Annotated in this window: 17 protein-coding genes and 1 pseudogene; 13 read left to right on the top strand and 5 right to left on the bottom strand. The window is 41.0% G+C overall.

The genetic code is table 11. The features are described 5' to 3' along the window. Positions 1-29 precede the first annotated feature (29 nt). The 3 genes from AABK37_RS01665 to AABK37_RS01655 all read right to left on the bottom strand — a co-directional run bounded on the left by AABK37_RS01665 (position 30) and on the right by AABK37_RS01655 (position 2890). On the bottom strand, positions 30-365 hold the full coding sequence (locus AABK37_RS01665; RefSeq protein WP_432549875.1) for a DUF362 domain-containing protein: 336 nt from the start codon (positions 363-365) through the stop codon (positions 30-32). Positions 366-576: 211 nt separating this feature from the next. After that, a complete protein-coding gene (gene nifB / locus AABK37_RS01660) occupies positions 577-2013 on the bottom strand; it encodes a nitrogenase cofactor biosynthesis protein NifB (protein WP_432549874.1) in 1437 nt (478 codons plus the stop codon). A 553-nt stretch (positions 2014-2566) separates the two neighbouring features. Next, entirely contained in the window at positions 2567-2890 is a 324-nt protein-coding gene (locus AABK37_RS01655; protein WP_432549873.1) for a hypothetical protein, read from the bottom strand. Positions 2891-2976: 86 nt separating this feature from the next. On the opposite strand from AABK37_RS01655, the gene AABK37_RS01650 reads away from it, so the two are divergent. From AABK37_RS01650 to AABK37_RS01605, 10 genes and pseudogenes are all read left to right on the top strand, one after another. Next, positions 2977-3207 carry a hypothetical protein gene (locus tag AABK37_RS01650; RefSeq protein WP_432549872.1) on the top strand — a complete coding sequence of 77 codons (231 nt, stop codon included), beginning with the start codon at positions 2977-2979 and terminating at the stop codon, positions 3205-3207. A gap of 118 nt (positions 3208-3325) precedes the next feature. Next, on the top strand, positions 3326-4270 hold the full coding sequence (locus AABK37_RS01645; protein ID WP_432549871.1) for an NAD(P)-dependent alcohol dehydrogenase: 945 nt from the start codon (positions 3326-3328) through the stop codon (positions 4268-4270). Further along, a complete protein-coding gene (locus AABK37_RS01640; RefSeq protein ID WP_432549941.1) occupies positions 4251-4529 on the top strand; it encodes a hypothetical protein in 279 nt (92 codons plus the stop codon). The genes AABK37_RS01645 and AABK37_RS01640 overlap by 20 nt, the downstream gene beginning before the upstream one ends. 382 nt (positions 4530-4911) lie before the next feature. After that, the gene (gene cysE, locus AABK37_RS01635) at positions 4912-5682 is read left to right on the top strand and encodes a serine O-acetyltransferase (RefSeq protein ID WP_432549870.1); all 771 of its coding nucleotides are present in this window, start codon (positions 4912-4914) and stop codon (positions 5680-5682) included. A 104-nt stretch (positions 5683-5786) separates the two neighbouring features. Beyond that, a complete protein-coding gene (locus tag AABK37_RS01630) occupies positions 5787-6044 on the top strand; it encodes an Asr1405/Asl0597 family protein (protein WP_163518743.1) in 258 nt (85 codons plus the stop codon). Between the two features lie 169 nt (positions 6045-6213). Then, entirely contained in the window at positions 6214-6411 is a 198-nt protein-coding gene (locus AABK37_RS01625) for a DUF2949 domain-containing protein (protein WP_432549869.1), read from the top strand. Between the two features lie 392 nt (positions 6412-6803). Then, entirely contained in the window at positions 6804-7937 is a 1134-nt protein-coding gene (gene nifV / locus AABK37_RS01620) for a homocitrate synthase (RefSeq protein WP_039753462.1), read from the top strand. After that, positions 7924-8212: pseudogene (locus tag AABK37_RS01615) on the top strand (nitrogen fixation protein NifZ). Before nifV ends, AABK37_RS01615 begins: the two are co-directional and overlap by 14 nt. Then, entirely contained in the window at positions 8196-8390 is a 195-nt protein-coding gene (nifT, locus tag AABK37_RS01610; RefSeq protein WP_432549868.1) for a putative nitrogen fixation protein NifT, read from the top strand. Before AABK37_RS01615 ends, nifT begins: the two are co-directional and overlap by 17 nt. Before the next feature lie 154 nt (positions 8391-8544). Then, positions 8545-9099, top strand: coding sequence for a (2Fe-2S) ferredoxin domain-containing protein (locus AABK37_RS01605; RefSeq protein WP_432549867.1), 555 nt, complete (start codon positions 8545-8547; stop codon positions 9097-9099). A gap of 48 nt (positions 9100-9147) precedes the next feature. Here AABK37_RS01605 and AABK37_RS01600 read toward each other — a convergent pair whose 3' ends face one another. Together AABK37_RS01600 and AABK37_RS01595 are read right to left on the bottom strand one after the other, a co-directional pair. After that, positions 9148-9909: an ABC transporter permease gene (locus tag AABK37_RS01600; protein ID WP_432549866.1), complete on the bottom strand. Its 762-nt coding sequence runs from the start codon at positions 9907-9909 to the stop codon at positions 9148-9150. Further along, positions 9893-10801 carry an ABC transporter ATP-binding protein gene (locus AABK37_RS01595; protein ID WP_432549865.1) on the bottom strand — a complete coding sequence of 303 codons (909 nt, stop codon included), beginning with the start codon at positions 10799-10801 and terminating at the stop codon, positions 9893-9895. Before AABK37_RS01595 ends, AABK37_RS01600 begins: the two co-directional genes overlap by 17 nt. Positions 10802-11172: 371 nt before the next feature. On the opposite strand from AABK37_RS01595, the gene AABK37_RS01590 reads away from it, so the two are divergent. From AABK37_RS01590 to AABK37_RS01580, 3 genes are read left to right on the top strand one after another with little or no spacing between them, the layout of a single operon-like run. Further along, on the top strand, positions 11173-12174 hold the full coding sequence (locus AABK37_RS01590; RefSeq protein WP_432549864.1) for an STM4015 family protein: 1002 nt from the start codon (positions 11173-11175) through the stop codon (positions 12172-12174). Between the two features lie 5 nt (positions 12175-12179). Then, positions 12180-13304, top strand: a complete 1125-nt coding sequence (locus AABK37_RS01585) for an STM4014 family protein (protein ID WP_432549863.1) — start codon at positions 12180-12182, stop codon at positions 13302-13304. 51 nt (positions 13305-13355) lie between these two features. Further along, positions 13356-14153, top strand: a complete 798-nt coding sequence (locus AABK37_RS01580; RefSeq protein ID WP_432549862.1) for an STM4013/SEN3800 family hydrolase — start codon at positions 13356-13358, stop codon at positions 14151-14153. Positions 14154-14180 lie beyond the last annotated feature (27 nt).

Below are 14180 nucleotides of genomic sequence, written 5' to 3'. Positions count from 1 at the left end.
ATGAGGGAAAAGTTATATTTTGATTCTAGCTATTTGCTGTTGAGTTTTTGCAATTGTTCGGAGTATTTTTGGGAATAACAGTTAAACCAAGTTTCCCAATAATCTGGTTCTTTTTTGAGATTTTTGACTATATTGTTGTAAGTGTCAAACCATGATTCCCAGTAATCGTTTGGCTGTTTTTTGCAGCCGTTGCAAGTGGGACAACCTGCTTTACATTGAGGCACGCTATAAACACTATCAACGCAGTTTGTGCAAAGTTCGGGGTCAATCCAGTGGTTTCCGTCAATTATTTTAATTGCGCCAACTGGACATACAGATGCACACAGTTTGCAGGAAATACATTGGCTGGTAATTTTGTAAGCCATGATTATTCTCCTTATTATATTAGGGGATGGGGCATGGGACATGGGGCATTGGGGATTGGAAATAACTTTTTTAATGAGTAACCTAGTCCCCAGTCCCCCTTCGGGTTCGCCAGTCGCTCATGGGGAGCCAGTGCGTTGGGCGGCTCTGCCGACTTGAAGCACCTGGCGTGGAAACCCCCAAGACCGCGCTGGACTCACCAGTCCCTAATCCCTAGCCTTTATTCCATTGCTGGTAAAACTCTAATGCAACTTTTTCGATGATGTCGTAGCTTTCGACAGCCAGTATCCCGGCTTTTTCCAATTTGGTTTTGGGAGATTCACCAATTTTGGAGACTAAAACCGCTTTGCAATCGGCGATCGCTTCAATGATTTTTTCTAAAGTGCCTTCTTCTCCATATCCACTTTGGCAGAAGTGGTCTATTTTGCGATGACTAACAAAGCGAGCTTCGTTACCATCCACTTCGTAAATTTGGAATTCTTTCGCATGACCGAAGTGTTGATTCACCACTCCGCTACCTTTGGTTGCAACTGCAACTAAGATTTTGGGATTGTTAGCAACTTTCTTGTCAGCTTTGGCTTTTTCTTTGGCTGCTTTGATTTCTTGTTGGAATTTCTCAATTCCTTCGTGGACTTCTTGACGTTTGTCCAAGTCGTACTCTGGTGTTACTTCCAAGAATTTATCTTTGGTGAATTCTTGGCTGCGGTCTTCTCCTAATAATCCTACCGCATCTGCACGACATTGACGACAATGGCGCATCATTTTCATGTTGCCGGAGCAATCATCTTGAACTTTTTTGAGTTCTTTTTGGGTAGGACCGCGCTGCCCGGTTAAGCCGAAGTGTGTGCCGTGTTCTGGTGCAGAAATCAACGGCATAATGTTGTGCAAGAATGCACCTTTGGAACGAATGACTTTGTTTACTTCTACCAAATGCTCGTCGTTAATTCCCGGAATCAAGACTGAGTTGACTTTGCATAAGATGTCAGCTTCTCTCAATGCGTCGAGTCCTTCCATCTGCTTTTCGTGCAGAATCTTGACTCCTTCAAGACCTCTGTAACGCTTGCGGTTGTAGTGAACCCAAGGATAAATCTTGACCCCGATTTCTGGGTCTACCATGTTGATGGTGATGGTGACGTGATCGATATTAAGTTGTTTAATGCGATCAACGTATTCGGGAAGCATCAATCCGTTTGTTGACAGACAAAGCTTAATATCCGGTGCTTGTTCGGCAACCAATTCAAAGGTGCGGAAGGTCTTTTCTGGATTCGCTAGCGGATCTCCTGGACCTGCGATTCCCAAAACTGTCATTTGAGGAATTTTGCCTGCAATTACCAATGCTTTGTGCGCTGCTTCTTCGGGGGTTAGCAATTCGCTAACTACTCCGGGACGGCTTTCGTTCGCACAGTCATATTTCCGGTTACAATAGTTGCATTGAATGTTACAAGCCGGCGCAACTGCAACGTGCATCCGAGCGTAGTGATGATGTGCATCTTCACTATAACAAGGATGTTTGGCGATGCGCTCTTTAGTCTTTTCGTCCATTTCGACGACGTGGCTAGTATCGCTCTTACGTCCGCAACCACCGGATTTTGCTTTGGTTGGTTCTGTGACGACGGTGGTGTTGATAATTTCTGTAGACGGTAGTGTCATTGAATCTCGCAAAGGATCGGTGGACTGTGGCTGCCACTGTGGGAGATGGAAATACTACCTGTAGAATTGAAGTCGCGTCTTCTACTCACTTTTCCTGACGAGTGCAGGTTGTAAAACCCTGGTTTACGTCGGCTGGTGTGTGTCAACGTTTGAATCTTGGTGTGTACAGCCGCGACTTCTATTTACAGGATATAGTGCTATCTCATCCCTCCACTCACTAATCGCTCTTCTATCTGGGAGGAAAATAAGCTGTTGTCGTTGTCGGAGCGCTTAGTGATTGGCGATATAAGATTTATAGCAGTCGTTCACAAAGCAGTTGAAGCGGCTGTTCTGGATAGAATTTATTGAATTGATTATGCTTGTACTCAAAATATCCAAACCCACTTGACATCTGAGTTTCAAGAATTAAAAAATATTTTTTTGGGTAGGGGTACTAGTATTTTTCAATAGGGGTACTAGTATTTAGGGAGGAGGGTGCAGGGGTTTGATGTACTCAACTCTAACCCAATCCTCATAAGGATTAAAGCAGAATTTTAGCTTTTTTTTATCTCTCTTAGGTTGTACTCAAGCTACCCTTAAATGCATCAACAAATACCATTTCTGGCAGATTTAAGGGGCGAAAATCTGGAGTAGGCTTGTCTGGACTACTCCAGAAAATTGCGAAATTCAATTCTGTATACAGAATATCATTTTTTTTAATGAAAAAATGCCGTTTATTTTTTTTTAAGATTTGTCGGAATGTTAATGAGATTAAGTTGCACAGAAAAGTGGGTTTTGATGGCGCAAAGCCGCTTGTGTGGGGAGATGCAGCGATGCGGATATTTTGCATTTCTGTCGGGCGATCGCTATAAAAGGATTTGGGATAATCGCCTTGCACCAAAAACTTACCAGATAAAATCTGTAGTGTTTCACTTTTGTTGTAAAAGTTATGCTAGGCATAAACTACGTTGAATAATAAAACCAATGTTGCAATCAGTAGAAGGAATTTATCAAAACGGCAAAGTTGAGTTACTGCAAGTTCCCACCGATGTAGATGAGCGCTCCTTCATTGTTACTTTTGTTCCGAAATCTGGTTCTGTTGATTTGCCATCTCGCGGTATAAATCAGGAACAAGCCGCAAATCTACGCGCTAGGCTGCAAAGTTTTGCCCAAGATTGGGATAGTCCTGATATGGCAGCTTACGATGCCTTATAATTGATCGGATTATTGGTGTCTGGTCAGATATGCTTTCTGTCGATGCTGCGCTTCGCTACACTTTTGGGCTTTAGCAAGACTTTTACAAAACGTTTTTGAAGGTTGCAGGAGGGAAATTATGAAAGCGATCGCTATTCGTGGTTATGGTTCGGCTGATGTTTTACGGTATGAGGATTTACCAACACCGAAAATCAAATCAGATCAGTTGCTAGTGAAGGTTCACGCTTCTAGTGTTAATCCGGTTGATTGGAAAATCCGCCAAGGAATGCTGCAATTGATTACGGGTTATTCATTCCCGAAGATTTTGGGGTTTGATTTGTCGGGTGAAGTGGTAGAAGTTGGCTCTGATGTCACGCGCTTCCAGCCAGGAGATTTGATTTATGGTTGCTTAAGCGTTGCTTTGGGTGGTGCTTATGCAGAATACGCTGCTGTTCCTGAAAAAGTTGCGGCAATCAAACCGACGAATATGACGTTTGAAGAAGCAGCTTCTTTACCTGTTGCTGCGGGTACTTCGTTGCAAGCTTTGCGAGATTTGGGAAACATTCAGCCGTTACAAAGCGTCTTGATAAATGGTGCTTCGGGTGGTGTGGGTATTTTTGCGGTGCAACTTGCGAAGATTTTTGGAGCCGAGGTGACGGCTGTTTGCAGTAGCAAAAACTTTGATTTGGTGAAGTCTTTGGGAGCCGATCGCTTGATTGATTACAAGCAACAAAATTTCACTCAAGATGCTGCCAGATACGATATTATCTTTGATGCGGTGGCGAAAGAATCGTTTTCTAGCTGCAAAGAAGTTCTTAAACCCAACGGTATTTACATAACTACATTACCAAGCGCTGATACTTTTGTACAAGGTGCTTTGACTGCGTTGATTCCTGGTAAAAAAGCCAAATTTATTCTTTTCAATTGCAATACTGAGGATTTGACTTATCTCAAAGATTTAATTGAGGCTGGGAAAATGCGAACAGTAATCGATCGCACATTTCCTTTAAATGAATTAGCAGCAGCGCATACATACAGCGAAAGCGGTCGAACTGTGGGGAAAATTGCGATCGCGATCGGCTAGAGGAGGAGGGGAGGGGGAGATGGGGGGACAAGGGGAGACAAGGAGATGGGGAGATGGGGAGACAAGGAGATGGGGAGAAAGAATTGTCACCTTGTCCCCTTGTCACCTTGTCTCCTTGTCTCCTTGTCTCCTTCCCCCCTCTCCCCCTCCACTCCTCTTCCCTTCAGCAGATGCGGCGATGAGATTTGAAATGGTATTTGTACATACAGACAACAGAAGCCTAAAAGAAAATAAAGAAAGTCGTTTTTTCCTGACTTGAATAATAGGATATATTTAGTAACTCGATATACAGAAGTTTTATTTTTAAGCCGAATACTTCATCTTTCAGTGAAGATGAGTACAAGTTAAGTTTTCAGAAAATATTTTGCAGAAATGCTTACTCAGCCTTACATTAAAGAAGCATCAGATTGAGTGCAGAAATACTTACTCCCCTACCCATAAATACTAGTACCCCTATCCTAAAATACTAGCACCCCTACCCCAAAGGAAATTTTAAATTTCCCTTAAGTCGGGGTTTGGGGTTATGAGTACAAGCTTAATCAATTCAATAAATCCAATACGCATCGGATGCACTGCCCTATTTAGAGTCGCCTGCTATAAGCATAAAAACAGCACACGGCTCTTTCACTGAAACAGTACTGATGCAAGAATCTTTAGATAGAATTAGAAACTCAAGAAAAACGCCGGATGCCGATACTTTTATCCGGAAAAACCTGCTATTTGGAGCTTTTTTTGAGCCGATATTGAGTGATTTTCGCATTATCTTTGAGCGCGATCCGGCGGCACGTAATTGGCTGGAAGTGCTGTTTTGCTACCCAGGATTACATGCACTTTGTTTGCATCGTCTCGCTCACTGGTTGCACTGTCGGGGAGTAAGTTTCATTCCGCGTTTAATTTCGCATTTTGGGCGGTTTTTCACCGGAATTGAAATTCACCCAGGTGCAAAGATTGGCAAAGGTGTATTTATCGACCACGGTATGGGCGTTGTGATTGGTGAAACTGCCATTGTGGGAGATTATACGCTGATTTATCAAGATGTGACTCTTGGCGGAACTGGAAAAGAAGAAGGTAAACGCCATCCCACTTTGGGCAAAAACGTTGTCGTGGGTGCGGGTGCGAAAATTTTAGGTAATATTCAAATTGGCGATCGCGTGCGTGTCGGCGCCGGTTCGGTTGTTTTACGCGATGTCTCTTCAGATTGTACCGTCGTGGGAATTCCCGGACGCACTATTTGCCGCAAAGAAAGCCTCTCCCCGTTGGAACATGGAAAGTTACCCGATGTCGAAGCGTCGGTAATGCACACTTTGCTTTCTCGCATCGAGCAACTTGAAAAAGAATTGCAAATTCTCAAGAATCATCACAGCCAGTCAACAGTAGAGACGCCAAATTTCGCGTCTGTACAGGAATTGTAGAGACGCGAAATTTCGCGTCTGTCAATATTCTCCTTTTATCTCCCTTATCCCCCTTGTCCCCTTGTCTCCTTGTCCCCCTCCCCCCCTCTCCCCAATCCCTAACTATGCCACCTTGTAGTAATTCCGATGCTTTAGGCGATCAGATTTTGCAAATTCCTTTATGCGATCGCTGGCGAATTCATCACCGTTTACAAGAGTTAATGATTCCTTGTTCTTGTCCGGCTGATGGTTCTTTGCGGGTACAAGTAAATAGTTGTATAACCGCGATTCTTGTCCGTAGTATCGTGATGCAATTTGTTGCTTCACGTCACGAGTTAGTTCATTGGTTAGAGCGTTGCTGGAATTACAGCGATAATTACTGAGTATCCGGACAATTTTAGCAGAAAAAATAGCATACATTTCGCTGTTATTCAATCTGTTAAAAATGAACATTTTTCCACATATTCCAGTGATTAAAAAGGTGAAATTATCAAAGTTGACTTTTAATTTCAAATTTTTAATTCTTTATTCGGTGAAGGAGTTGAATTTTCGATGATGGTAGCTCGCAGCGATACAAAATTTATCAATTTTTTGCATCAAGAACTTTCGCTTACGACTGCCGATATCGCTGTAGCACTGCGACACCGGGAATTAGAAAGAGGTCCTTTACCAATGCTTCTTTGGCAGTATGGTTTAGTAGACCTAGAGCAATTAGAAAGAATTTTTGATTGGCTGGAAAACCAAATTTAGGGAACTTTCGCTTTTTAACTTATAGCCATCGGAATTGTCTACCCTAAATGCCGAAATTTTGTGACTACATGAGGATTGTGCGATGATTTTCACTTTCTTAGCTGGAATTAGCATGTTACTTTGTCCGGCAATTGCTAGTAGCTGTATTAGCTACCTGCTGCTAGAACCAATAAAGTATCCTACGGAAAAGAATAATTTGTAATTTATACCCTTTTTTCGTTCTATCTCATACAGATGTGCTGTTGGTAATCGGTTAATAATGGAAAAATATGAAATGTGATATTTTTCAGCATTTACCGTCGAGCAGAAACAGCCATTACCAGGAATTCTTTGAAAAGTAGCACCGCAATCAACAAAGGGTATTAGGAAAGATTCCTAAGAGGATATTAGATATGAATCAAGTCATCATTAATGACACGACGCTGCGTGACGGTGAGCAAGCGGCAGGTGTTGCTTTCAATTTAGAAGAGAAAGTAGCGATCGCCAAATTTTTGGACGCAATGGGTGTTCAGGAATTAGAAGTCGGAATTCCGGCGATGGGCGAGGAAGAAATACGCGCTATATCTATAATTAATAATATGGGTTTGCAAGCCAAACTATTAGGCTGGAACCGCGCTGTAATTTCAGATATTCAAGCTTCTATGGCTTGTGGTTTGCAACGAGTGCATATTTCGATTCCCGTCTCTGGAATTCAAATTGCCGCAAAATTTCACGGTCAATGGCGGGTAACTTTGCAACAATTGAGAGATTCTATCAGCTTCGCGGTTGATAAAGGTCTTTGGGTTGCAGTTGGAGGCGAAGATTCATCTAGAGCCGATGATAACTTTCTTTTAGATGTCGCACTTTATGCTCAAGAGTGGGGTGCATCTCGCTTTCGCTTCTGCGATACCGTTGGGATTCTCGAACCATTCGGAACTTTCACCAAAGTAAAGCGATTGGTGAATGCTTTGATGATTCCCGTGGAAATCCACACTCATAATGATTTTGGTTTAGCGACTGCTAACGCTTTATCTGGTATAAAAGCTGGTGCGTTATCAGTAAATACCACAGTCAACGGGTTGGGTGAAAGAGCCGGAAATGCAGCTTTAGAAGAAGTTGTCATGGGGATGAAACGCATCCATAATGTTGATTTGGGCATTGATACACCTCGGTTGTTGGAACTTTCCCGACTTGTGGCATCAGCATCAGGTTGCAGCGTACCTCCTTGGAAAGCGATCGTTGGTGACAACACTTTTGCTCACGAATCTGGTATTCACGCTCACGGTGTCCTACAAAATCCCATCACCTACGAACCATTTGCCCCCGAAGAAGTAGGTTGGGAGCGACGTTTGGTTTTAGGTAAACATTCTGGTCGTCATTTGGTATCTAATTTACTTCAGCAGCACGGTATTAGCCTGAACTCAGAAGAAACAAAATCTGTCTTGGATGCAGTGCGACAGCAGTCAGTTCAGAAAAAACGCAGCTTGACTACACAAGAACTTTTAAATTTGGTCGAACAACAGAGGTATTCTCATGCAGCGGGATGAATTAGAACTGGATTTGCCACCAGTTTTTGAAATCGGTCAAAAAGTCCGACTTCGCAAGTTAATTAAAAATGATGGCACATTTCCCGGTCAAGAAATCGGGGCAGTTTTAGCGAAAAAGGGAGATATTGGCTACATTGCCAGTATTGGTACTTTTTTACAAAGTTCGTATATTTATGCGGTGCATTTTTTGGAAACAGGATTCATCGTCGGTTGTCGCAAAAAAGAATTAGAAGCTGTTGAGGAAACTAAATGAAAGTAATGCTGCGGAGAAATGATGCCGGAAATTTAATTGCCTACGTTGCTAAAAAAGACTTAGAAGAAGAAGTTGTTAAGCAAACAGCCGGCAACGACGGAATGATTTTTACTTTAGCTAACGGTTGGGAATTAGAATTTTCCAACTTGCCAGAACCGCTAAAATTACCACAAACTTTTGAAGCAAAACGGCTAGCGTGAAAAGAGTTGGTTGTTGGTGGATAGTGGATAGTGGTTAGTAGATAGTGGGAGCGTGGCTACAGTTTTTCCAACTAAAAACTATCAACCAAAAACTATCAATTATCAACTATCAACCAACAAATAACAACTAACAACCAACAAGCAATAATCAAAAATGAGCGACAAATACTTGACGATATCAGAATTTAATTTGGAAGGAGAATTACTCAGTTTTATTGGTGAGAAACCAAGAAAGCCGAAATATTTGCGTTTAGTAGCTTCTTCTGAAGAGGTAGAAATTAAAATTCCTAAAGAATTGCGTACCTCTATTAGTGTATCTTTAGTACCAGGTGATAAAATTCGCGTTGTTGGTGTTAGTAAGTTAAACAAGCTGACAGGCGAACTTAAACTTAAGGCTGATGGTGTATCTCGAAGTGGTGTTTGCCCAAAGCAAAATGCACCTGACCAAAAAGCACGGATTATGATATGTCAAAAATCCGGTTGTTTGAAGCGTGGTGGTAAAGGTTTGTTGTCAGAATTAGAACAGACTTTATGCGATCGCGGTCTATTAGATCGAGTTACAATCGAACGTACCAGCTGCCAAAAAACTTGTAGCAGCGCACCCAACTGTATTTTACAGATTGGCAAGAAGCAATACAACAAAGTGCGTCCGGAAGCGATCGCCTCTCTGTTAGAAAATCACTTCACCTGCAACCAAGATGAATGTTAACTCGTAGTAAGCACTTCAGTGCTTATATTTTAAGCACTTTAGTGCTTACTACCTCAATCGCCAATCTAACTTGCGTCCCACCAACCAAAAAGTAAGCAACGCAAACCCCAACAAAGCCACAATATCTACAATCAATTTTCCCGTTATCGGTGCGACTAAAGTTTGTCGTAACGCTGACGCCGCATAAGTAGCAGGACTGAAATATCCTAAAGTTAACAAAAATTCCGGCAAGCGATCGCCTGGTATAATCACAGGACCAATAAACAGCATTACCATTGACAACAGCAAGCTGAAAGAATCGCTTTCAGCAGGTGTCCGTGCATACACACCGATAGCAGCACCCATCCCTGCTAAAGGCAGCACGCACAAAGGAATTACTAATAGAATCAAAGGATTTATTGCTAAAGTAATTTTCAGAAATAAAGTTCCAAAAATTACAGTTGCTATCAATGAAGGTAGTGATAGCAGAAAAAATGATAATACAGTAGCAACAATTAAAGCTTGGCGGTTAATCGGTAAAGTAGCATAATAATCTAAAGTTCCGGCAAAGCGCATATAAGCGAAGCGGCTGGCTAAATTATTATGGTTACTAAACATTAGCGACATTATCAAATTTCCTGTGAGGATGTACGCTAAAGAATTTTGTGCAGAACCTTGTGCCAAGCTACCTAGGGCAACGATACTTAAAATTGGTGCTATCATACTCGTGAGAATAGTAGACCGCCAAGACCAACGCCAATTTGTCAGTTCCATTAAGAATAAATCTAGCAACTGTACAAAAAAAGTCGGCGGTTTACGGTTTGGTTGCATAATGCAAATATAAATCTTCTAAAGTTGCCGAATACAAGCGAAAATCATCTATTTGTTCTAAATTTAGATGATTAAGCGTTGATGTAACTTGCTGCCATTGCAATAATACTTGCCAATGTCCGGGTTCAAGAAAGTGGTAATTTAAATCAGATGGCAAAGTCGGAGGATTTTCTGGTGAGAAAAACAGTTCTAAGCGCAAAATTCGGTCAATTTTAGCTTTAAGTTCACTCGGACGACCAACTGCAACTAGTTCCCCAGAAACCATAATACCAACTCTTTGGATTGCTTTTTCTGCCTCAATCGCATCATGGGTAATTAAAATAATTGTCGTTCCTTTTTCAGTGTTAAGGCGGCGTAAAATATCCCATACTAACTTGCGGCGTTGAGGGTCTAAATCATTCGTCGGTTCATCTAAAATTAGCACGGGTGGAGAACCTGCGATCGCAACAGCTAGTCGCAAAAGTCGCCGTTGTCCACCAGAAAGCCGAGAACTCGGTTGATGACGCAGGTATCCAATTTGCCATGTATCCAGTAATGCTTCACACTCTTTGCGGGCATCTTGGCGACTCATTCCCCGCAAATGAGCGGTAAAATAAAGTGCCTCGCTGACAGTAAGATTATTGAGTGCGCCGCTTTCTTGGGGCATGTAGCCCACATTCATTTGTACTAAATCACGCGCTTCAGTGATATTTTGTTGAAAAAAAGTAATGTTACCAAAATCACTTTTCAGCAAGTTTGCCATTTGGCGCACCAGAGTACTTTTACCCGCACCGTTGTCACCCAAAATACCAAAGATTTCACCTTGATAAATTTGTAGCGAGATGTTTTTATTCGCGGGTTGGGTTTGCCCTTGATAAGTTTTGCATAAATTTTCGATTTCGTAGACTATCACAAGTTAATAAATATGAGATTTTTGGGTGGAGACGAATTTCTCAAGAAAAAGGTGCCGAGTTTTCTCAGATGTATTGGCAACTTTGACAACATAGAACACTTGTACTAAAATATAAATGAGTTGGTAAAAAGAGCGATCGCTTATTATAAATCGAGCTGATATTTTGCACCATGATTAATAACACGCTTTTAATGTGTATTCTATTGAAATGTAATAGAATCTCTTATCAATTTTATAAAAAATACTTTTGTTATTAATTATAAACTTTCACCTATAGCGGTTGTTGAAACTAGTGTAAAATATCGGTTTGAACGAAATCGCATATTCACATACATTTATGGAAATCCTATTATTTTAGAGGTTAAAATATCATGACAAATCAAAATCCATCTTGGAATCTTCACGAACGATTGGAGAAGTATCCAGGATACAGAGGTATGCACGTCTCCACATTTGCGAATCGGCAAGTTGTCGAATACAATCCAGAAGTTGCTATCAGCGATTTTGTTAACACCGCATACGCCATTCGATGCGAATATGATGAGCAAGAAGATGCTACAGTCAAACTTGTAGAACTGCTGCAAGATTCCCAAGCTAGTAAAATAGAAGCTTTAATTTTTGGAATGTGGCATGGAGAAATGTATGCTCACAGTTCTAAACTTGTAGTTGATGCGCTAATTGCTGCCAAAGATAAACTAATTAATTTGAAAGCGCTATTTATCGGAGATATTTCTTACGATGAAAGTGAAATTTCTTGGATAATACAAAGTGACATAAGCCCTATTTTAGAAGCATATCCCAAACTAGAATTATTGCAAATTCGCGGTGGTGATAGTTTAGAATTTAGTCCTTTTGTTAGACATGACAATTTAAAAGCATTAATTATTGAAACTGGCGGCTTGAGTAGTGCAACTATTGCCCAAATTTGCGCTTTGGATTTGCCTCAATTACAGCATTTAGAATTATGGCTGGGTTCAGATAGTTACGGTGGAGATTCCACGATTGAAAATTTAAATCCTATATTAGTTAATCCAGTATTTCCTAACTTGATTTATTTGGGATTGCGAAATAGCCAATATTCTGATGATATTGCCAAAGTTGTTATAAATTCACCTTTAATAAACTCAATTAAAATTCTCGATTTATCATTAGGGACGCTGAGTGATGCCGACGCTGAAGTATTGCTTAATTGTTCCGCTGTTCGTAAACTTAATATTCTCAATCTTTCCGAAAACTTCTTATCAGAAAAAATGAGAGCATCTGTGCAAGTAAAACAGGATGATATGGAGGTTCGCATCATCACTGATGGACAGAAAAAAGCGGAAGAAGATTATGATGATGAAGTTTATCGTTATTGCTCTGTTGCCGAGTAATATAAATGCTAAATGTCATCATCGCTAACCCGGAAAATCGGCGGGTTAATTTATTTCAGCAAGCGCTTAGAAATCTAAACTTCCCACCTGCAATTGTCGTAGCTTATGCAGATTTAATTGCAGGTAAAACTATCGAACATTTCAATACACCCGATACTATCATCAGGTTTGATTCCCCGGAAAAAAACTTTGAAGTTGAGAAAGCCATCATTGCTGTTGGTGCTGAAATTGCAACAGGTAAACATCAACAAATTAATTCTCTCGAAGCTGCGAAATTAGTCTTTGATAAAGGACGCATTCTCTACCCTCGACAATGGTATTTAGGCTGGCAATATTTACTTCAACAATGGAAAAAACAACTCAAATGCTCAATTATGAATCATCCGCAAGACATCGCGACGATGTTTGATAAGCCGTTGTGTCATGAAATATTTAGTCACCACGGTATCCCAGTTCCGCGTTCTTTGGGTATGATTTCAAACTACGAGCATTTACGCGAACAGATGCAGCAGCAAAAGTTAGAGCGAGTATTTATCAAACTTTCCCACGCTTCCGCTGCCTCTGGAGTCGTTGCCTATCAAGCTAATTCGCGCTTTGAGTCTGCTATAACTACGGTGGAACGAGTGCAGAAAAATGGGCAAACACTGCTTTACAATTCGCGTAAAATTCGTAACTATACAAAAATAGAAGAGATTGCCGATATTATTAACATTTTAACAGCTGAAGGCGTTCAAGTTGAAGAATGGCTTCCCAAAGCACGCTTGCAAGGATGCAGTTTTGATTTGCGTGTGGTAGTTATCAACGGTGAAGCACAGCATATCGTTGTTAGGTTGGGAAAAAGTCCGATGACGAATTTACATCTTGGTAATGAAAGAGGAGATAGTGAGGAATTTTTTGCGAAAGTTAAAGTTGAAAATTGGCAGGTGATGAAGCAAAGTTGCGAAGCTGTGGCTGGGTTGTTTCCTAATAGTTTATATTGCGGTGTTGATTTGTTGATTTTACCTGATTGGAAAAATCATGTGATTTTGGAAGTTAATGCTTTTGGCGATTTGCTACCTGGGATTACTTGGAATGGAATGGATACTTATACTAGTGAAATCAAAGCGATTTTTTCTAGTTTTCTGTTTTAGATAGAAAATGAGAATATGAGAGCGTTAAAGCGCTCACTACGAAATACTTTTATGCTGAATATGAATCAAGTTGTCGGTACACACGATATTCTTTTTATTACGCTAGACACTTTGCGTTATGATGTTGCAAAAGATTTATTTGTAAAGGGACGCACTCCTAATTTAGCAGCAGTTTTACCCGAAAGTGGTTGGGAAGAACGTCATTCTCCGGGAAGCTTCACTTATGCTGCTCATCATGCTTTTTTTGCCGGTTTTCTACCTACTCCTGTAAAACCTGGAGTACATCCAAGATTATTTGCTTTGGGTTTTGAGGGTAGTACGACTACTACTGAATTTACTTGTGTGTTGGATGGTGCTAATATTATCAGTGGATTTGCGGCTAAGGGCTATCATACTGTCTGTATTGGTGGTGTCGGCTTTTTTAACAAACGAAATCCTTTAGGTAATGTGCTTCCTTCAATGTTTGCTGAGAGTTACTGGAGTCCGGAGTTAGGTGTCACCAATTTTAACTCTACAGAAAATCAGGTGGCGATCGCCCAAAAAATCCTCACACAAACCCCGAAAAATCAACGCTTATTTTTATTCATCAATATCTCAGCTTTGCATCAACCGAATTATTTCTATCTTGCTGGTGCTAAAAAAGATACTATTGAATCTCACGCTGCTGCCTTGGAATATATCGATAGTCAGTTAGGCAAACTCTGGGATGCTTTAAGAAAACGGGCTTCTACCTTTTGTATTCTTTGCTCTGACCACGGCACAACTTATGGTGATGATGGATACACAGGTCATCGTCTCAGCCATCCGGCAGTGTGGACGGTTCCCTATGCGGAGTTTGTTTTGGGGTGATGAGGAGACATTAAAGGTAATTTGCCC

The organism is Tolypothrix sp. VBCCA 56010 (genome assembly GCF_050875635.1).
Classification (GTDB): Bacteria; Cyanobacteriota; Cyanobacteriia; order Cyanobacteriales; family Nostocaceae; genus Hassallia.
The sequence above is the reverse complement of the archived record's forward strand: the minus strand, read 5'-3'. Positions and strand labels throughout refer to the sequence as shown.